Here is a 19,274-nt window from a genome sequence, read left to right as displayed (position 1 = left end):
CCCCTATTTTTCATTAAGTGAACTATCTCTTAACCCTAAAGCTTTTAGCATTGTTTGGAACTTAGCTGATGTTTCTGTTAACTCATCTTCTGGTTTTGACTCAGCAACAACTCCAGCTCCTGCATATAAACGCAGTGTATTTTCTTGTACTTCAGCACAACGAATTGTAACAATCCATTCTCCATCTCCATTTAAATCGCTCCATCCTAGCATTCCTGTAAAGAACTCGCGGTCAAATGGCTCAATATGCTGTATAGCCTCTCTTGCTTTTTCCATCGGAGTTCCGCAAACTGCTGGCGTAGGATGAAGGGCAATTGCTAATTGTAAAGAAGAAGTATTTGGATCCTTCAGTTCACCTTTCACTTCTGTAGACAAATGCCACATCGCTTCACTATGAATAACTGATGGCTTTTCTGGAACATGTAATGTATGACAATACGGACGAAGTGCAGCGGCAACCGCTTCAACTACTACCGCATGTTCATGTAAATCTTTTGGCGAAGAAAGTAATTCCTCTGCTCTTCTTTTATCTTCTACTGGGTCCTCACTACGTGGCCTTGAACCAGCTAACGGGTTAGAAATAACTTGCATACCATTACGTGAAACAAGTAATTCAGGGCTTGCTCCAATTAGCGTCTTACTGTTCTCTTTTTCATCTTTCGGTAAATTTACAGCAAATGTATAACCATGCTTATTATGCTCTGCTAATTCTCGCAGAAGTTTTTGCTTATCAATCTTTTCGGAAGATTTAACATCTAACGATCTAGATAGAACGATTTTCTTTAAATCACCGTCCTGTATTTTTTTAATTCCTTGCTTCACACCATTCATATAAACTTCAGGGTCTGGTACTGGCGTCATTTCAAATGTTACGTTCTCATTTATTTCAAGCTGATTTGTTGTATCCAATTGTAAACGCTCAGAAATCCTACTATATTCTGGTACGATAAGTTGGACTTCTTTTCTACGATCAAATGGCAAAGCACCCACAACGATAGGATTTGGATTTCCAGCTTGTTTCGCATTACTTAATGTCGCTTGCACAAGCTCTGGGAAATTTTCAATTTCACGATGCTTTACTGTAGTAAACTCTCCTTCTGCTAATATAGTTCGAGTTGGTGAAGCGAAAAAGAATGAAGATTCAGTCTTATAATCTTCTAAAAGTTTTTCTGACAATTCCTTTACAGCTATATGTTCATTCATAATATAATAACCTCCTGAATTTTTATTAAACTCCTAACGTAGCACCGCCATCGACACATAAATTGTGCATTGTAATATGACTTGCTCTATTTGAGGCTAAAAATAACACTGCTTCAGCAACTTCTGAAGGTTGTGCAATTTTTTGTAATGGAATTCCGAGTCTATATGTATTTTGAGAACCAGCAATTATATTTTTAGCTCCATTCTCATCAGCCCATAGTAATCTTTGCATCTCAGTGTCAGTAGAACCTGGAGAAACTAAGTTGCAGCGTATATTGTATGCCGCAAGCTCTAGTCCTAAACATTTCATAAACATCGTCGTTGCAGCCTTTGACGCAGCATACGCAGCCATCTCCATTCTCGGCGTATTTGCCGCATTTGAACCGACTGTAACAATTGCCCCTGATTTTCTTAACATCATATTTTTACTTACCGCTCGGGACATATTGAAAACCCCTGTAGTATTTACAGAGAATGTTTTATTCCAATCTTCATCACTTAACGAATGAATTGGTCCCATACGTAAAACCCCTGCAACATTTATTAAAATATCTATTGGCGCTATTTCATTTGCAATATGATTTACCATGTCTTCAACAGCAGCGCTATTACTCACATCTAAACGAAACGTTTTCATACGTGTTTTATTTAATTCATTTTGATTTAAGAGTACATTTAACCCCTCTTCATTTTGATCAACCGCAATAACTGTGGCTCCTCTTTCTAAAAACATTTTGGCAACAACACTGCCTATGCCTTGTGCTACACCTGTTACTAAAACTGTTTGCCCATCAAATTCCCCTAAGTTCATTTTCTCTATCCTTTCACATAAACATTAATATCATTAAGTAACATCAATGATATTGATTTTCATTATCAGTTGTGTTGTAAAAAATAATACACTTACTAAACTAATTGGTCAAGTGCGCATTACTTTAAAATCCATTTTATTGATAATGTTTTTCATTTACTATCTTACACCGAAATGATAATGTTTCTCAATAAACTTGTCAATCTTTTTTTATTTTTCAGATAAAGTATTTTAATGCTTCTTAATAAAATCATACCTAAACGCATTAAATGTACTTATATTATAAATAAAATTCAAACTCCTCTTTTTAAAATTGAAGAAGATAAACTAGAGATACGTTCATTTACAATGCTTTATGAAAAACTCAAGTATATATTTTCTCAATATTTTTCTGAAAATATATCTTACAAATACTAATGAATGTCTTCTTTATCATTTAAGATTTAATATATATTTCGAATACGATGTATCAATTTATTATATTCCAATATAATCCAAATGGGTATCCCACTCACTTTTACATCTATAAAAATCCCAAAAGTAATTTAACCTTGTTAAAATAACTCATAAAAAAAGCATCCTAATTAATAGAATAGGATGCTTTTTCGTAATCATAGTGTTATAGAAGATTTGTATACTTATGCTACGCTGCGATACTCTTCTTCTTGTTCTTTTTTCTGTTTAGGTGCTTGAATTAAAATTGCGATAATCAATGACACGACACATAATACACCGATCACCATGAACGTTGGTTTGAATCCACCTAGAAGTGCACCGATAAAGGAACCTGCAAGCGCCCCAAATCCAAATCCTTGATACACAATTCCGTAGTTCTTACTATGGTTTTTCATACCGAAGAAATCACCAACAATAGCTGGGAAAATAGTGATATTTCCACCAAAGCAAAACGCTACACTTGCTACACATACGAAGTAAATACCATAATTTAAATCTACAAAACTTAGAACTAAGACTGAACTCGCCATAACAACAAAAGTACCAGTAACGATTTTTAAACGCCCAATTTTATCCGATAACGGTCCTAAAATGATACGACCTAATGTATTGAAGATTGCAACCATAGCCACCGCATTAGCTGCTGTTGCTGCGCTAAGTCCTACAAGTTGAACACCAATGTCTTTTACCATACCAATTAAGTATAAGCCACTCATACATGATGTAAATAACATGATAAATAATAAGTATACTTGTTTTGTACCTAACATTTCTTTCGTTGTGTATTCCTTAGTTTTTGTTTCATGAACTGCTCCTTGATCTGCAGCTTGATGGATTAAACAAGCACCAATTACAATCATAGCTGTAACAATTAAACCCCAGTATATAAATGCTTGCGATACACCAACTGATTCAATCAACTGTGCGTTAACGTATTTAAAGATTAAGCTACCTGAACCATATGCAGAGACAGAAATACCAGCAATTAAACCTTTACGCTCTGGAAACCACTTTATTAAATTTGATAGTGAAGTGATATATGCTGTACCATCTGCATAACCTACAACAACTCCTGCTAGTACATAAAGCAATATTAATGAGGACGCTTGTGAACTAAGTATTAACCCTAGTCCTAATGCTAATCCAGCTATCATAATAAGTTTACGAAGTCCCCATTTTTCTTGCAATTTACTTGCAAATAAAGTTGAAAATGCTAAAGAAAGACTAGTAATTGAGAAAGTTATCGCAACAGCGTTAAGACTCCAACCGTATTTACTAACTAAAGGCTGATTGAATAAACTCCATGTATATATCGTTCCAAGCCCCATTTGTACTATAACTGTGCCAAGGACAACAAACCATGGATTAACAGTTGATTTTTTCATACCTTTCCGCCTCCTCTTTCTATTTCAATGCTATTCGCTAAATTTACTTTTTTTATGTTCATTTTGGTCACCTCTTTTGATTTGACACCTTCATTGTATAAGATGTTTCTGTTTATGTAAGCACTTACAAGATAGAGCGTCAAAAACATGGAATCAGTTACAAAAAACGAAGGATGAAATACAAAAAACTACTGATTAAATACAATAGAAAAAATTTTTATACTTCGATTCACCTTATTTTTTATAAAATCACAAATTTTTTCCCAATAAATAAAACTAAATATTCACTAATATATCTATCCGTGGTTTAATATATATAATAAAAAAATATTTCTGTCTTTAATGAGGAGGTACTATGAAAGCAAACGTAGGGGATACTATACTTTTTCAACGAAACAATTTAAAGATTACAGGATCTGTATTAAAACTTTATACTGAATCGGTCTTAGTTGAAATTACAAATGTAAGCGGTGGTACTTTTGAATTTGATCGAACAATTGTAAATCATAAAAACTATAAAGTTTTAAATGCAAATACATAAAACAACACAAAATAGCCCCTGCTCAACAGCAGGGGCTATTTTATATAAAAATATTTCACTAGTTTATATATCCTAATACATTAACAATCTTACTCGCTTTTAAATTGTTAATATGATAATAAATTTCTAAACCTCTTCTCTCTGCTCGTAACACTTTACCCTTCATTTTTGATAAATGTTGTGAAACAGTAGATTGCGGAATATTCAGTAACTCTGTTAATTGTGTTACATTACAAGTTTTTCTCGTACTTAATTCATTTACAATTTGCAGTCGGATTGGATGCGCCATAATTTTTAAAATATCTACATCTTCTTCTGAAACTAAAGTTTTTCTCATTTCACTTGTATATGTTGTCATAAGACATTCCCCTTTTATATGAATTCCATATTCATAAGATCTATTTCCAAATTTTTTAAAACCCTCGATTAAAACTTTCATATAGAAATAAAAGGATTTTAAATTTTTGAAAACAGAACTTACATTCACTTTATTTATTTGGTACATATACATAATACAATGTTAATATGTGCTCTATGTGAAGTTCACATAAATTTATGATGAAGATTTACTTAGCCACTCGCATCCTACTCATCTAATTACCCACTTCATAAAATCATCAGTTATTTTAACACATTTTAGGCGTTTGTATATACTATTTATAAAACAACTTTTATAAAGGGGGATTCATATGCCTACAGCGTTACAAGAAGAAGTCGAAGAAGCACGGGAAACATATGTCAGTCGTATCATCTTAGTTGGAGGATCGACTTTATTTTTAGTAGGCGGGGTTATATCGGCAATTTCAGCTTTTAAAGCTTATAATCGTTTGGAGAATACGCCGCCTTCCGATAATTCATAGATATTTTATAAAATAAAACGTCGTCTCCAATTAAGAGACGACGTTTTATGATTCACACATACAACACTAAAAGTATCGATAGATTCCCTACTCCATTTTCTAAGCTTACTTCACCACAAACCTAGTCTGACTACAACCATCCTTCTGCTTCGTTACTTCTAATACAGCCGGCATTGCGTTTTTCAACTCTTGTACGTGTGAAATGACACCGATAAATCGTCCTGATTTTTGTAAGTCAATTAAGGCGTCTACTGCTTTCGTTAATGATTCTTCATCTAATGAACCGAACCCTTCATCGATGAACATCGTTTCGATGGAAATACCACCTTCATATGCTTGAATGACATCTGCCATTCCTAGCGCTAAGCAAAGTGATGCGTTAAATTTCTCTCCGCCGGATAATGTTTTTACATCGCGCGTTTGGCCAGTGTATGCATCGTACACATCTAAGCCTAATCCACTTTGACGGTTTCTTTTTTCAACTCGTTCACTTCGTTTTAAATAAAATTGTCCATTTGATAATTTACGTAGTCGTTCGTTTGCGATTTGAACGATTTGTTCTAAATACTCAATTAAAATGTAACGTTCAAATGATATACGACTTTCGTTATCACCTTTCATTACTTCATATAAATCAACAAGTTCTTGGAAGGCTTTTTCTTCCTCGTGAATTTGTTCGTCAATACGTCTAATGTTTTCATGTAAATCAAAAATATATGTTACCGCATTTTGCGCACGTTGACGTTTTTCTTTAATTATATCGAGATTAATTTCTAGTTCTTTTATGTGTTCACCTAAAGATGTAATATCCATATACTCTTTATCTTTTAATTCTGAGTTTAGCTCTTCAATTTGTTTTGCAAGCACTTCAAGAGATGAATAATAACCTTGAATTTCTTTCTGTAACATCTCCATCTCGGCATCGCTTAATTTGGCTTCTTTATACGTGAATTGATCTGTAAATCCGCTTTGTTCTAGCTCTTTCATAAAGCGTGCGAAAGTCTCTTCTTTCTTCAATTTTGCACTTTCAAATTGATTAGAAGCACCTTTCTGTTCTGCTTGAATACGTATATTTTCATTTTGCCAATGTTGATACGCTTCCTGCACTTTCTTCCATTCGTCCTCCATTAACCTAAGTTCGTGCATAGCTTGGTCAAACTGTGCTTTCCAAGCTTGTACTGTTTGCAAGTTTTCTGGAATATTTCGTTTATCATGTTCATATGACGTACGAAGTTGCATGCACTCCATTTCTGTACGGTGCTGCATTGTTTCTACTTCCCGTTTTTGTTTCTGAAGTTCTTCTATTTTTTCTTCTACGCTTTTCATGTTCGCAGCAATCTGCTTACGTGTTTCTTCACTTGCTTTTAACGTATTAACGTCTGCAGCTAATTGTTTTCCTTTTTGAACAAGTGCACTATATGTTTCAACTAATTTTTCGGAGTTATAGCCACGCTTCACAACTTCTTCTATCACTTGTTCATATTGTAGTCGATAAAAATTCCATTTCTCCTCTACTTGCACATGTAATTTTTCAGCAATGTTCTTCTTATCTCTTAAATCGTTTAACTCTTTTTCATCGATCGCATTACTTTGCTCTGTAGCTTTTTGCGGATGATTCATACTACCACATACCGGACAAGATTCACCGTCATGTAAATGAAGAGCTAATATACCAGCTTGTTCACTTAACCATCGGCGCTCCATGTTTTCATATGCACGAACTGCCACTTGCATTTTATTATTTGCCGCTTCTTTTTCTTGCTCGAATTTTTGTTTTTCTTGCCAAACATCATATGCTTGCTTTAAAACTTTTGCATCTTCTCGCATATTCGTTAGTTCTTCTACTTTAGCTACATATTGCTCAAGTGCTTGTTCTAATTGCTGCAATTCATCAGACATTTTCTGTTTTTGGTTTGTATGCTCTTCTAGTTGTTGATCTAACTTTTGCATACTTTCTTTTAATTTCCCTATTTGGATTTCGGCATTTTGTAAATTCAGCTTTCTCTCAGCTAATGATTCAATAATCACTTGTAACTCTTCTAATCTTTGAACAAGTTTTTTAGCCTCTTCTCGCTCAGCTTCTTTATTCTTTACTACTTCATACTTCTCCTGAGCAAGTTCAAAGCTATTCATTATCTGTTCTTGTTTGACGCTTATCTGTTTTAACAAACTTTCAGCTTTCTGCTCATTTTCCATCGCTTCTTCATACCATTGTTCAAATGGTAATAAGCGCTTTGCTTGTTCCGCACGTTTAAAGGATTTTTCTTTCCTTTCAATTGCTGCACGGTTCTCTTGTAAAGTGTTATATTTCTCATTCTTTTGTTGTAAATCTATAAATTTCTCATTTACAGATTTTGCTGCATGAAAACGTGTTTCTGCGTCCTTTAATTGCTTCGCTTGAACATCTTGTTCTACTTGTAATTGCTCAACCTCTGCCTTATACACGGTTGTTTCTTGTTCTAACGCTTCTACTACTTGATGCGTATTTACATGTTCTTGTGCCACTAATGTCTCTAATAATGCTCCATCACGGATTGGTAATTTAAAAACATTACGGAAATAGAGCTCTCTCTCTTTTTGTTTTTCTTGCAAGACGTCTTTCCATTGTTTTCTCTTTTGATCAAGTAACTCACGCATTAATTTATAACGATCCGTTTTAAAAATACGACGTAAAATCTCTTCTTTGTTTTCCGTCTCAGATGTTAATAGTTTTCGGAATTCCCCTTGGGGTAACATAACAATTTGGCTAAATTGATGTTTACTTAACCCAATTAAATCTTCCACTTTTTTGTTTACATCTGTTACATGAAAACGATCGACTGCTGGAACGTTTTCTCCATCAATAACTTCATATAATTCTACTGCATGTCCTGTAATGGTCTTATTCCCTTGTTTTTTATGTCCAAGTTGTCGTTTTATTTCATAGCGTTTCCCTTTTAACTGAAAGGTTAATTCAACACTTGTATAAACATCATCATCAGCAAATTGACTTCGAAGCATGCTCGTATCACTACGTTCTTCTCCACTAGCCTCACCATATAACACATAACAAATCGCATCAAAAATCGTTGTTTTTCCAGCTCCCGTATTCCCAGAAATAGCGAAAATACGATGTTCTCCAAGATCTTCAAAATCGATTACTTCTTTCTGTTTATATGGCCCGAATGCTGTCATAATAAGCTGAATCGGTCTCATCCTCGTTCACCTTCCCGTTCTTGCACTGTTTGTAATACATCTATAAATAGGCGTTCTTTCTCTTCTGATAAATCTAACCCTTTCATTTCTTTATAGAAAGCCTTTAAAAGAGATAAATCATCCGTTTTATGTCTTGAAACCGTTACTTCATTTGTATCTGTGAGTTCTCGCCTTTGCATCGCTCTTTCAACGTGCATTGCATTTGGATATACAGATCGTATTTTCTCCATTGGCTGTAAGACAGGGTTTTCATCTAATAATTTTACAAATACGTAATCTTCACTTACTGGGTGCTGTAATAATTCATCTATTTTCGCTTCTACTGTTCGCATTTTACGACGTGGTGAAAGTAACCTTTTTTCAATTGCTACTTCACCAGTTTCATTCAGTTCTACAATGTAATAACCTTTTTTATGTTTCTCTTCAGAAATTGAATAGGCAAGTGGTGAACCTGAATATCGAATGGTCTCATTACGTACGAAATGCGCTTGATGTAAATGTCCAAGCGCTGTGTAATGAAACTTATCAAAATAATGACTATTTACATATTCAGCACCACCAATTGAAAGTGGTCGTTCTGCATCACTTGTATTCTCCTCCGCTTCTCCTGAAGAAGTTACAAATGCATGTCCAACAAATACATGTCTAGCTTCTTTATCCATTGTTTCAGAGAGCTCATTCATAAAAATGCACATCGCATCATCATGAGAACGTACGTCTTCATTTTTCAACACGTGTCTAACTATGCTTGGGTCTGCATACGGTATTAGATGGAAGTGAACCTCTCCATATTCATCATTTAGTACAACAGGTTCATACGGGAATTGAAATTGGCCTGCAATATGTAATCCCTGTTTTTTCATTAAACTACTCCCAAAATGGATACGATCCGGACTATCATGATTACCAGCTACTGCAATAACTGGTGTTTGTAAATCAATAACTATTTTTTGCAGCACATCATTTAATAAGTCTACTGCTTCTGTAGGTGGAATTGCTCGGTCATATAAATCCCCTGCAATAATTACAGCATCTGGTTTTTCTACTTCAACAGCCTGTACAAACTGATCTAATACAATCTTTTGGTCTTCAGTCATATACACGCCATGAACAAGCTTACCTAAATGCCAATCCGCTGTATGAAATAACTTCATATTTTTCTACTCCTTTTAATTTACTGATTTTAGTGAAACGAGTTGATAGTTTATTGTAGTTTTTCCGTTCTCCCACTCTAGCTTCAATATCGTTGCACTTCCAATTCTTTCTTCATTTGATTTATATAAAGGCAATATTTCTTGAATTGTAAATAAGTGATAACCATCCAATATTAATTGAAATATATTTTCTTCAATATGTAATCTTACTTCTTTTTCATTTGAAATAATTTTTGTGTGCATCTCAAATTTCATGATAGATACAACCCCTTTTTATAATCTCTACATTTTAATAGTATAGTGGCTATGCAAGATTGACAAGTACATACACAGCAAAGTACACACTTTTCTATTGTTATATGTTTTATGTATTTTATATAAATTACGGTATGTGAAATTTTATATTTTCTCCAAAATAAAAATGCCTATTGTGACATCTTTATTTTTGTATAAAGTCTTTCATTACATAATATAAAACGGTAATTAAAACGATTGCGACGAAAAATGAGAACACTGCGACAATGTACCCATCTTTATTTAATAAAATACAGAATGAAATAGATATTATAAAAATCGGAAATACGAGACGTACTTTATCCTTCACTTCTTCTGTCGTATCTGTATGATGAAAATACTGCGTTATCCCTATCATTAAAGAAGACAAAATAATAACCGACAATAGTAAAGGTCCTGGCATTCCGATTTCTCCTTTCTCTATTTCTAATTCAGTGCAAAATTTCTTATTACAATTGTACGATTCATTTTTTCTTCAAACACTCTTTTTAGAATTGATAATGAACAATTCACACCTATATAATAGCGCTTTTATCATTATAACTTCAAATAATTACACTTACAGTAATGTTGTAATATTCCCCCTCAGTCTCTGAAATCCTGCAAAGATAACTCGTCAAAATATGCGGTGACCAAATTAATATTTACCGTCAACTTTTGACAAAATTTATAAAGGACATTTCAGTACATATCAAGAATTAAGAATAAGAAGATATGTAAGGGAGGATGCATTATGACTGAACACGTTTTATTTTCTGTTAGTGAAAACGGAGTTGCAACAATTACTTTAAACCGTCCAAAAGCACTTAATTCTTTATCTTATGACATGTTACAACCTATCGGACAAAAACTTAAAGAGTGGGAACACGATGAGCGTATTGCACTTATCGTGTTAAAAGGAACTGGCACAAAAGGTTTTTGTGCAGGTGGCGACATTAAAACTCTTTATGAAGCGCGTTCCAATGAAGTGGCATTGCAACATGCAGAACGTTTTTTTGAAGAAGAGTATGAAATTGATACATATATTTATCAATATACAAAACCGATTATTGCTTGTTTAGATGGAATTGTAATGGGCGGTGGTGTCGGTCTTACAAATGGTGCGAAGTATCGCATTGTAACTGAACGTACGAAATGGGCAATGCCAGAGATGAATATCGGCTTCTTCCCAGACGTCGGAGCTGCATATTTCTTAAATAAAGCACCTGGATATACAGGACGCTTCGTTGCTTTAACAGCATCTATTTTAAAAGCTTCTGACGTATTATTTATTAATGCTGCTGATTACTTTATGACATCTGATTCATTACCAGAGTTTCTTACTGAACTTGAAAGTGTAAATTGGCATAAAGAAGATGATGTACATACTAATTTAAAAGAAGTTATTCGTACATTCGCAACTGCTCCAAACTTAGAAAGCGAGCTGACTCCTTCATTAGAAGTAATTAATTCACATTTTGCTTTCGATACAATTGAAGAAATCATCCATTCATTGGAGAAAGATGAAAGCTCCTTTGCTCTAAAAACGAAAGAAACACTGTTATCAAAATCACCTATTTCACTAAAAGTAACATTAAAACAGTTTATTGATGGACAAGATAAATCCGTTGAAGAATGTTTCACTACGGACCTTATACTTGCTAAAAACTTCATGAGACATGAAGATTTCTTCGAAGGAGTACGCTCCGTTGTCGTTGATAAAGATCAAAATCCGAATTATAAATATAAACAGTTAAGTGACGTTTCAGAAGAAGATGTGAATCGTTTCTTTAATTTACTTAATGCATAAAATGAAACTGTAATGAGTGGGTGTTTTGTTCATCCCCCACCTAACTTCTTTGCTTCAGCTAAATCTTGTGCGGTGGAAATCTTACTACTCGCAAATAGCGGGATAAAATCGAGGCTATATAGTAGTGAAATTACAGCTACTATATAGCCTTTTTTATTTAATATTTTTTAATAAAATTTAATTTTATTAAATCCATTTTTGTGCTACACTGATTTTAATCGAATATTCTAAAATTAAAAAGGAGGGGCGGCTATGATAGAAAATTATCTTCTTTTCATCATTATGTCTATTTGCCTTATCATTTTACCTGGTCCAGATACAGCAATGGCTACGAAAAACACATTGGTTGCTGGTAAAGTCGGTGGAGTGAAAACAGTGTTTGGTACATGTATTGCACTATTAATTCATACTTTAGCTGCTGTAATTGGGCTTTCTGCACTTATTGTAAAGTCAGCTCTTTTATTTTCTATTTTCAAGTACGTTGGGGCTCTCTATTTAATATATATCGGTATTAAAGCCCTTTTAGCAGTAAGAAACAAAGAAAACTTAGATACAAATGTTCTATCTTTGAATAATGAAAACGAACATACTTCTTGCTTTCGCCAAGGATTTCTTACAAATTTATTAAATCCTAAAGTTGCAGTCTTCTTTTTAACTTTTTTACCGCAATTTTTAAATCCAAATCATAATACATTTATTCAACTTCTTGTAATGGGCCTTACTTACCTCGTTTTAACAGTCATTTGGTTTGCATTTTATATATTTTTAATTGATCAAATTAGTGCTTTTATGAAAAAACCAAAGACGCAACGTTATATTCAAGGGCTAACAGGAGTCGTCCTAATTGGATTTGGTATTAAACTAGCTTTTGAAAAAAATAATTAACAAGATGAAAACCACCACCACTATTAATAGTGGTGGTGGTTTTCATTTAATAGCTGATTTGGCTGTTTACTCTATATTAAAACCAGCGCTCAGTTACAACTTTTTTACGTGTATAGAATTGAACGCCATCTGTACCATTTGTACCTAAATCACCAAAGAATGAAGCTTTATTTCCTGCAAATGCGAAGAATGCCATTGGTGCTGGAACGTTTACATTTACACCGATCATACCAGCATCGATGTTATCACGGAATGTTTGTGCATGTTTACCATTTGACGTATAAATAACCGCACCGTTTGCAAATTTAGATTGATTTGTTAGTTTAATACCTTCTTTTAAATCTTTAACACGTACAATGCTTAATACTGGAGCAAAAATTTCATCTTGCCAAATTTTCATTTCTTGATTCACGCCATCAAAGATTGTCGCACCTACAAAGTAACCTTCTCCAACTTCTTCATTAATTTTACGGCCATCTACTAATAAAGTTGCCCCATCTGCTACACCGCTATTAATATAGCCTAAAACGCGCTCTTTATGAGATTCACGGATTAATGGTCCAACATAGTTATCTTCGTTAAAGCCATCGCCTACTTTTAATTTTTTCGTTTCTGCTACTAATACATCAATGAATTCATCAGCAATTTCATCCACTACTGCTACTACTGAGCATGCCATACAGCGCTCTCCACTACTTGCAAATGCAGATCCAATTACACCTTGTACTGTTTTCTCAAGATTGCAATCTGGCATTACAATCGCATGGTTTTTCGCACCTGCTAACGCTTGTACACGTTTTCCGTGTTTCGTACCTGTTTCATATACGTAACGAGCTACCGGCTCAGAGCCAACGAACGAAACAGCTTGAATATCTTTATTTTCTAAAATGCTATTTACAACATCTTTTCCGCCTTGTACTAAATTTAATACGCCTTTTGGGAAACCTGCTTCATAGAATAATTCTACAAGTCGCTCCGCTAAAAGTGGCGTTCTTTCCGATGTTTTTAATACGAATGTATTACCGCAAGCAATTGCAAGTGGGAACATCCATAATGGAATCATCATTGGGAAGTTGAACGGTGTAATACCAGCAACAACTCCGATTGGGTAGCGCCAAATTGATCCATCAATTCCGCTAGCAATATTCGGAAGCGCTTGCCCCATCATTAAATTAGGTGCCGATGTTGCAAGTTCTACCGCTTCAATACCACGCTGTACTTCACCTGTTGCATCCGTTAGCGTCTTACCATTTTCTAGCGTAATGATTTTTGCAAGCTCATCTTTGTTTTCTTGTAATAGCTGTAAATATTTATATAAATTTCTTGAACGATTCGGAACTGGTACTTTAGACCATGTTTCGAATGCTGCTTTTGCCGCTTCAACAGCTTTTTCAACATCCTCTTTTGGAGATAGTGGAACGTAAGCGATAATTTTTCCAGTCGCTGGATTTGGAACTGCTTCTACTTCCGTACCTGTCGATTCAACCCACTCACCGTTAATGTGATTTTTCACTCGTTTAATTTCAGTTGTAATCATTGTATTCTCTCCTTTGTATAATTTATTTTTGATTAGAAATTAATTGCTCGCTAACTTTCTTATATAAAGCAGCCATATCGTTTTCACCATATCCAGCTTGACTCGCTTCGTCATATACATTTAATAACATTTCGCTTACCGGTAAATGGAGTTCGCTTTCCTTAGCTAAGTCAACTGCAAACCCTAAATCTTTCTTCAATAAGTTTACAGTAAATCCTGGCTCGTAGTTTTCAGGTGCTATAAAACTTTTAAAATTACGTTCATAAATTCTGCTTTGACCGTAACTTACATTTAAAATATCAAACATTTTATCTAAATCCATATTGTTCTTTTTCGCTAATGTTAAAGCTTCACTCACACCAGCTGTATAAAAACCAATTAATAAGTTATTAATTAACTTAACAGTTGTACCACTATCAATCTGCTCACTAACATGGAAAATGTTCGCGCCTAGTACGCCCATGATAGATTCCGTTTTCTCATATACCTCTTTTGATCCACCAACCATAAACGTTAATGTACGATTTTCGGCTCCAATTACACCGCCGCTCACAGGTGCTGCTAAAAAGTTTACTTTCTTTTCCTTTGCAGCTTCCTCTAATTGTTTGTTTAACTGCGGCGATACCGTACTTGTATCAATGAAAACTACATTCGAGTGACCATTTTCAAATAATCCTTCTGCTCCAAAATATACCGCTTCAACAGCGCGAGGTGAAGGTAAACTTGTAAAAACTACATCACATGTTTCTGCTAGTTTTGAGATTGATAGACCGATAATTCCGCCTTCTTTTTCAAAGGACGCTTCTGCCTCTTTATTTAAGTCCACGCCATATACTGTGTAACCTGATTTAGCTAGATTTTTTGACATCGGAAGACCCATGTTACCTAAACCGATAAAACCAATCTTTTTCATATCGCTTTCCTCCTATTTACACAATATATTTCCCGCGATTTATAATAGCTTTCGCAATTTCTCTCTTCTTCGTAAATACGTTCGTGTATAAAGGTACTAATAATTGACGGATTTCAGCTAAAATCACATGTCTATGTTGTTCTTCTGTGACAGCCGCCGAAAGTACAGAAATCGCTGCTTCTTCTACTTTACGGTATCCTTCTTCACAAATAACATCCGTTATGAGTTGCTTCGTACGTTCTTTTTCCTCACCATTTTTACTTACCGCTTTTCTCGTACGTAAAAACGCTGATTCCATGACGTACACGTCCGTCAACATATTTGAAACTACACGTGAATATTCTTGTTCTTGGTCGATTTTTAGACCTGGAGTTTTAGAGAGCGTTTTCAAAGATTGTTTCAACAATTTTTTCGCTAATAAAATGTAACGATGGTTTCTTTCGACATTTGCTACATCACTTTCTACTTCAGTATCTTCTAATTGTTCCATTTGCTTCATTAACATTTTGGCAACTGTTAATCTATTAATTTCATTCGTTCCTTCAAAAATACGACTAATTCTAGCATCACGATATAATCGTTCTACCTCATACTCTTGCATATAACCGTAACCACCATGAATTTGTACAGCTTCATCTACGATATAAGCAAGTGTTTCAGAAGCGTTCACTTTATTAAGTGCACATTCAATTGCAAATTGGGACATTTTCTTCATAAGATCTTCATCGCTCTCATGAATTGCTTCATCGATTACACCTGCTGTACGATAAGCTGCACTTTCTGCTCCATATGTAGCAATGATCATATTTGCAATTTTCTCTTGAATCATCGTAAAGTCTACTAATTCCGTTTGGAACTGTTTTCGCTCTTTTCCATATTGAACCGACAAACCAATTGCTTGTTTTGCTGTTCCAATATTTCCAAAAGCAAGTTTAAGTCTAGCAAAGTTAAGAATATTAAGGGCTACGTGATGCCCTTTCCCAACTTCCCCTAAAACATTTTCAACAGGGATGACAACATCTTCTAAAATAAGAGTCGCTGTTGAAGAACCTTTAATACCCATTTTCTTTTCTTCTAATCCAATGGATACACCTTCACATGTTCTTTCGACAATAAACGCTGTCATTCCTTTATTTGTCTTCGCAAAAACAACGTATACATCTGCCATATGAGCATTTGTAATCCATTGCTTCTCACCATTTAACTTCCAAGCTGTTCCCTCTTCATTCAATACGGCGCTCGTTTTTGCACTTAATGCATCAGAGCCGGCATTTGGCTCAGTTAAAGCATAAGCCCCAATCCATTCTCCCGATGCGATTTTCGGTAAATATTTTTCTTTTTGCTCTTTCGTTCCGTAATATATGTACGGCAATGTACCGACACCAGCGTGTATATTAAATGAAACGCTAAATGCACCAGCGTAACCCATTTTCTCTGCTACAAGACCTGAGACAGCCTTTCCTAACTCGAACCCGCCATAATCTTCTGGTACCTCAATGCCTAATAATCCAAGTTCCCCAGCCTTCTCAAATAATTGACGAGAAACTTTATAGTTATGTTGTTCAATATTCTCCATTTGTGGAACAATTTCTTGTTTAACGAATTGTTCTGTCGTTTTTGCGATTAAATCTTCATCACTTGAAAAATCTTCTGGTGTAAAGTAAGTATGATTTATATCTTTATTGAGTGAAAAAAATTCACCCCATGGTAACTTCGTTTTCTCCATATGTATCCCCCTATCATTCGGCTTTCATAGCTTTTTGCTTATGCTCGTCTACGATGAGTGGAATATCTTTTTTGAAAATAGAAGGCGATGATTTTTCACATCAAGCATTTTATTTTGCCAAAGATGTATTTTCATCGCCTTCGCTGCTTTATCTATTGATCTTCTGATAATACTGTTTTTGCAATACCAGTATCTAACTCTTCAAAGTCATGATACGAAATTGTTTCGTATAATTCACTTCTCGTTTGCATATTAGAAAGTGCATCTTTTTGAGAACCTGTTTCTTTAATTAAAGTAAACACATTTTCATACGCTTTCGCTGCAACGCGAAGTGAAGTTACAGGATAAATAACCATTTGGAAGCCCATATTCGCAAATTCCTCTGCACTATAATATGGAGTTTTTCCGAATTCAGTCATATTCGCAAGTAAAGGTGCATTTACCTTGCTATTAAATAGACGGAATTCTTCCTCTGATTGAAGCGCTTCAGGGAAAATTGCATCTGCACCTGCTTTTACATATGCATTTGCTCTTTCAATTGCTTCATCTAATCCTTCAACGCCGCGAGCATCAGTACGTGCTACAATGTATAAGCTCGGTGCAACTTCTTTAATTGCTTTAATTTTTTGAACCAATTCTTCTGTAGTAACAAGTTTCTTACCATTTAAATGTCCACATTTTTTTGGTAATTGCTGATCTTCAATTTGGACAGCTGCTACTTTCGCTTCCACCATTTCTACAGCTGTTCTCGCTACATTTAGTACACCACCAAATCCTGTATCAATGTCAACAAGAACAGGTAAGTCTGTAGCTCTTACTAAATCTCTTGCTCTCTCAGCCACTTCAGTAGACGTCACGATACCTAAATCTGGTAAGCCTTTACTTGCAGTATAAGCAGCTCCTGATAAATAAAGAGCTGAAAAACCTGTATTTTTTGCAACTAAAGCCGCCATTGCATCATGAGCACCTGGAATTTGCAAAATTTCATTTGCTTCTACTAAAGCTCGGAATCGATTCGCAAGCTCCTCTTGTGTTGACTGCTTTTTCACAACCCAAGCCATTCTAAATTCCCCCTATTATTAAATTAAGAATAGATCTACAAATTCATTTACATTCATATTTTCTAGCTTTTCTTCATTTAAACAAACTTCATGAATTTGTTCTTGTTGCTTACTAGAATAATGACCTGCCATATTTGCAGTGAATTTTTGAACAACTTTTGGAATTGCTTCGTCTCTACGGAAACGGTGACCAAGTGGATATTCACATTCCACATTTTCTGTTACTGTGCCATCTTTAAAGTGAACTTGAACAGCGTTGGCGATTGAGCGCTTGTTCGGGTCAAGGTAATCTAAACTGTACTGTTTGTTTTCAACAACAACCATCTTATTACGTAATTCGTCTACACGTGGATCGTTTGCTACTGCATCTTCATAATCGTCTGCAACGATATCTCCTTTTAATAAACCAATTGCCGTAATGTATTGTAAGCAATGATCACGATCAGCTGGGTTATTTAATGGACCTTCTTTATCAATAATACGAATTGCTGATTCATGAGTTGTAATTGTAATGCGGTCAATTTCATCTAATCTCTCTTTAATTTCCGGATGCAACTTCACTGCACATTCTGCAGCTGTTTGTGCATGGAATTCTGCTGGATATGACACTTTAAATAATACATTTTCCATTACATATGACTCTAGTGGTCTTGCTAATTTTAATTCTTGTTTATTGAATAATACATCTTGGAATCCCCATCCTGGCGCAGATAATGCTGTTGGATAACCCATTTCACCTTTTAGAGCAGTCATTGCAAGATGAACACCGCGGCTCGTTGCGTCACCTGCAGCCCATGATTTACGTGAGCCCGTATTTGGAGCATGACGATATGTACGAAGACTAGAATTATCAATCCACGCATGTGATAATGCATTAAAGATTTCTTCACGTGTTCCGCCAAGCATTTTCGCAACTACTGCAGTTGTTGCTACTTTTACATATAATACATGGTCAAGACCAACTCTGTTTAAGCTGTTTTCTAAAGCCAGCACGCCTTGAATTTCATGTGCTTTAATCATCATTTCTAATACTTCACGTACTTTTAAAGCTTCTTTTCCTTCTGAAATACGAACACGGCTAATATAATCTGCGACCGCTAAAATTCCGCCTAGGTTATCAGATGGATGTCCCCACTCTGCTGCAAGCCAAGTATCGTTATAGTCTAACCAACGGATCATACATCCGATATTAAATGCACCTTTTACTGGATCTAGTACATAAGACGTACCTGGTACACGTGTACCATTTGGCACGACTGTTCCTGGCACAACTGGTCCTAGTAATTTCGTACATTCTGGATATTGTAGTGCTAAAATTCCACATCCAAGTGTATCAAGTAATACGTAACGAGCTGTACTGAATGCTTCTGCACTAGTAACCTCTTTATTTAATACATAATCCGTAATCTCTTCTAATAATGCATCTTTTTGCTTAATTTCATTTGTTTTAATCATGCTATCCTT

17 protein-coding genes are annotated in these 19,274 nt (G+C 34.9%); 4 read left to right on the top strand and 13 right to left on the bottom strand.

Translation table 11 applies throughout. The features are described 5' to 3' along the window. Positions 1-3 precede the first annotated feature (3 nt). The 3 genes from dhbC to ACTJJY_RS15005 all read right to left on the bottom strand — a co-directional run bounded on the left by dhbC (position 4) and on the right by ACTJJY_RS15005 (position 3,855). The gene (gene dhbC, locus ACTJJY_RS15015; RefSeq protein ID WP_440605848.1) at positions 4-1,203 is read right to left on the bottom strand and encodes an isochorismate synthase DhbC; all 1,200 of its coding nucleotides are present in this window, start codon (positions 1,201-1,203) and stop codon (positions 4-6) included. Between the two features lie 25 nt (positions 1,204-1,228). After that, entirely contained in the window at positions 1,229-2,014 is a 786-nt protein-coding gene (gene dhbA / locus ACTJJY_RS15010) for a 2,3-dihydro-2,3-dihydroxybenzoate dehydrogenase (RefSeq protein ID WP_440605847.1), read from the bottom strand. Between the two features lie 638 nt (positions 2,015-2,652). Continuing rightward, positions 2,653-3,855, bottom strand: coding sequence for an L-lactate MFS transporter (locus ACTJJY_RS15005; protein ID WP_440605846.1), 1,203 nt, complete (start codon positions 3,853-3,855; stop codon positions 2,653-2,655). Positions 3,856-4,210: 355 nt separating this feature from the next. Between ACTJJY_RS15005 and ACTJJY_RS15000 the strand changes: the two genes are divergently transcribed. Then, positions 4,211-4,396, top strand: coding sequence for a YkvS family protein (locus tag ACTJJY_RS15000; protein WP_000646792.1), 186 nt, complete (start codon positions 4,211-4,213; stop codon positions 4,394-4,396). A gap of 58 nt (positions 4,397-4,454) precedes the next feature. Here the strand turns inward: ACTJJY_RS15000 and ACTJJY_RS14995 are convergent, their stop codons facing one another. Next, positions 4,455-4,754 (bottom strand): ArsR/SmtB family transcription factor, encoded by a 300-nt coding sequence (locus tag ACTJJY_RS14995; protein WP_000214801.1) that lies wholly within the window; start codon positions 4,752-4,754, stop codon positions 4,455-4,457. 331 nt (positions 4,755-5,085) lie between these two features. Here ACTJJY_RS14995 and ACTJJY_RS14990 point away from each other — a divergent pair, with 331 nt between their 5' ends. Beyond that, complete coding sequence (locus tag ACTJJY_RS14990; RefSeq protein ID WP_440605845.1) at positions 5,086-5,256, top strand: hypothetical protein; 171 nt, start codon at positions 5,086-5,088, stop codon at positions 5,254-5,256. A gap of 105 nt (positions 5,257-5,361) precedes the next feature. On the opposite strand, the gene ACTJJY_RS14985 is transcribed toward ACTJJY_RS14990, so the two are convergent. The 4 genes from ACTJJY_RS14985 to ACTJJY_RS14970 all read right to left on the bottom strand — a co-directional run bounded on the left by ACTJJY_RS14985 (position 5,362) and on the right by ACTJJY_RS14970 (position 10,302). Continuing rightward, positions 5,362-8,451, bottom strand: coding sequence for an AAA family ATPase (locus tag ACTJJY_RS14985; RefSeq protein ID WP_440605844.1), 3,090 nt, complete (start codon positions 8,449-8,451; stop codon positions 5,362-5,364). Continuing rightward, positions 8,448-9,605: an exonuclease SbcCD subunit D gene (locus ACTJJY_RS14980; protein WP_440605843.1), complete on the bottom strand. Its 1,158-nt coding sequence runs from the start codon at positions 9,603-9,605 to the stop codon at positions 8,448-8,450. Before ACTJJY_RS14980 ends, ACTJJY_RS14985 begins: the two co-directional genes overlap by 4 nt. A gap of 15 nt (positions 9,606-9,620) precedes the next feature. Next, positions 9,621-9,860 carry a DUF2584 family protein gene (locus ACTJJY_RS14975; protein WP_000667344.1) on the bottom strand — a complete coding sequence of 80 codons (240 nt, stop codon included), beginning with the start codon at positions 9,858-9,860 and terminating at the stop codon, positions 9,621-9,623. 184 nt (positions 9,861-10,044) lie between these two features. Beyond that, positions 10,045-10,302: a hypothetical protein gene (locus tag ACTJJY_RS14970; RefSeq protein WP_001119409.1), complete on the bottom strand. Its 258-nt coding sequence runs from the start codon at positions 10,300-10,302 to the stop codon at positions 10,045-10,047. A 330-nt stretch (positions 10,303-10,632) separates the two neighbouring features. Here ACTJJY_RS14970 and ACTJJY_RS14965 point away from each other — a divergent pair, with 330 nt between their 5' ends. Together ACTJJY_RS14965 and ACTJJY_RS14960 are read left to right on the top strand one after the other, a co-directional pair. Beyond that, positions 10,633-11,688: an enoyl-CoA hydratase/isomerase family protein gene (locus tag ACTJJY_RS14965; protein ID WP_440605842.1), complete on the top strand. Its 1,056-nt coding sequence runs from the start codon at positions 10,633-10,635 to the stop codon at positions 11,686-11,688. 252 nt (positions 11,689-11,940) lie between these two features. Beyond that, positions 11,941-12,573 carry a LysE family translocator gene (locus tag ACTJJY_RS14960; protein WP_440605841.1) on the top strand — a complete coding sequence of 211 codons (633 nt, stop codon included), beginning with the start codon at positions 11,941-11,943 and terminating at the stop codon, positions 12,571-12,573. A 76-nt stretch (positions 12,574-12,649) separates the two neighbouring features. On the opposite strand, the gene ACTJJY_RS14955 is transcribed toward ACTJJY_RS14960, so the two are convergent. The 5 genes from ACTJJY_RS14955 to prpD form a co-directional block, all read right to left on the bottom strand. Then, on the bottom strand, positions 12,650-14,110 hold the full coding sequence (locus ACTJJY_RS14955; protein ID WP_440605840.1) for a CoA-acylating methylmalonate-semialdehyde dehydrogenase: 1,461 nt from the start codon (positions 14,108-14,110) through the stop codon (positions 12,650-12,652). A 22-nt stretch (positions 14,111-14,132) separates the two neighbouring features. After that, on the bottom strand, positions 14,133-15,023 hold the full coding sequence (locus tag ACTJJY_RS14950; protein ID WP_000719400.1) for an NAD(P)-dependent oxidoreductase: 891 nt from the start codon (positions 15,021-15,023) through the stop codon (positions 14,133-14,135). Between the two features lie 16 nt (positions 15,024-15,039). Then, complete coding sequence (locus ACTJJY_RS14945) at positions 15,040-16,749, bottom strand: acyl-CoA dehydrogenase family protein (protein WP_440605839.1); 1,710 nt, start codon at positions 16,747-16,749, stop codon at positions 15,040-15,042. A gap of 152 nt (positions 16,750-16,901) precedes the next feature. Next, positions 16,902-17,810, bottom strand: a complete 909-nt coding sequence (gene prpB, locus ACTJJY_RS14940) for a methylisocitrate lyase (RefSeq protein WP_000312640.1) — start codon at positions 17,808-17,810, stop codon at positions 16,902-16,904. An 18-nt stretch (positions 17,811-17,828) separates the two neighbouring features. Continuing rightward, a complete protein-coding gene (gene prpD, locus ACTJJY_RS14935; RefSeq protein ID WP_000598139.1) occupies positions 17,829-19,265 on the bottom strand; it encodes a 2-methylcitrate dehydratase in 1,437 nt (478 codons plus the stop codon). Positions 19,266-19,274: the final 9 nt, after the last annotated feature.

This window comes from Bacillus sp. 22475, assembly GCF_052044835.1.
Classification (GTDB): Bacteria; Bacillota; Bacilli; order Bacillales; family Bacillaceae_G; genus Bacillus_A; species Bacillus_A cereus.
The sequence above is the reverse complement of the archived record's forward strand: the minus strand, read 5'-3'. Positions and strand labels throughout refer to the sequence as shown.

Bases quoted from the DNA above. Each gene is read 5' to 3' on its own strand.
- dhbC (WP_440605848.1), bottom strand. From the start codon at position 1,203: ATGAATGAACATATAGCTGTAAAGGAATTGTCAGAAAAACTTTTAGAA.
- dhbA (WP_440605847.1), bottom strand. From the start codon at position 2,014: ATGAACTTAGGGGAATTTGATGGGCAAACAGTTTTAGTAACAGGTGTA.
- ACTJJY_RS15005 (WP_440605846.1), bottom strand. From the start codon at position 3,855: ATGAAAAAATCAACTGTTAATCCATGGTTTGTTGTCCTTGGCACAGTT.
- ACTJJY_RS15000 (WP_000646792.1), top strand. From the start codon at position 4,211: ATGAAAGCAAACGTAGGGGATACTATACTTTTTCAACGAAACAATTTA.
- ACTJJY_RS14995 (WP_000214801.1), bottom strand. From the start codon at position 4,754: ATGACAACATATACAAGTGAAATGAGAAAAACTTTAGTTTCAGAAGAA.
- ACTJJY_RS14990 (WP_440605845.1), top strand. From the start codon at position 5,086: ATGCCTACAGCGTTACAAGAAGAAGTCGAAGAAGCACGGGAAACATAT.
- ACTJJY_RS14985 (WP_440605844.1), bottom strand. From the start codon at position 8,451: ATGAGACCGATTCAGCTTATTATGACAGCATTCGGGCCATATAAACAG.
- ACTJJY_RS14980 (WP_440605843.1), bottom strand. From the start codon at position 9,605: ATGAAGTTATTTCATACAGCGGATTGGCATTTAGGTAAGCTTGTTCAT.
- ACTJJY_RS14975 (WP_000667344.1), bottom strand. From the start codon at position 9,860: ATGAAATTTGAGATGCACACAAAAATTATTTCAAATGAAAAAGAAGTA.
- ACTJJY_RS14970 (WP_001119409.1), bottom strand. From the start codon at position 10,302: ATGCCAGGACCTTTACTATTGTCGGTTATTATTTTGTCTTCTTTAATG.
- ACTJJY_RS14965 (WP_440605842.1), top strand. From the start codon at position 10,633: ATGACTGAACACGTTTTATTTTCTGTTAGTGAAAACGGAGTTGCAACA.
- ACTJJY_RS14960 (WP_440605841.1), top strand. From the start codon at position 11,941: ATGATAGAAAATTATCTTCTTTTCATCATTATGTCTATTTGCCTTATC.
- ACTJJY_RS14955 (WP_440605840.1), bottom strand. From the start codon at position 14,110: ATGATTACAACTGAAATTAAACGAGTGAAAAATCACATTAACGGTGAG.
- ACTJJY_RS14950 (WP_000719400.1), bottom strand. From the start codon at position 15,023: ATGAAAAAGATTGGTTTTATCGGTTTAGGTAACATGGGTCTTCCGATG.
- ACTJJY_RS14945 (WP_440605839.1), bottom strand. From the start codon at position 16,749: ATGGAGAAAACGAAGTTACCATGGGGTGAATTTTTTTCACTCAATAAA.
- prpB (WP_000312640.1), bottom strand. From the start codon at position 17,810: ATGGCTTGGGTTGTGAAAAAGCAGTCAACACAAGAGGAGCTTGCGAAT.
- prpD (WP_000598139.1), bottom strand. From the start codon at position 19,265: ATGATTAAAACAAATGAAATTAAGCAAAAAGATGCATTATTAGAAGAG.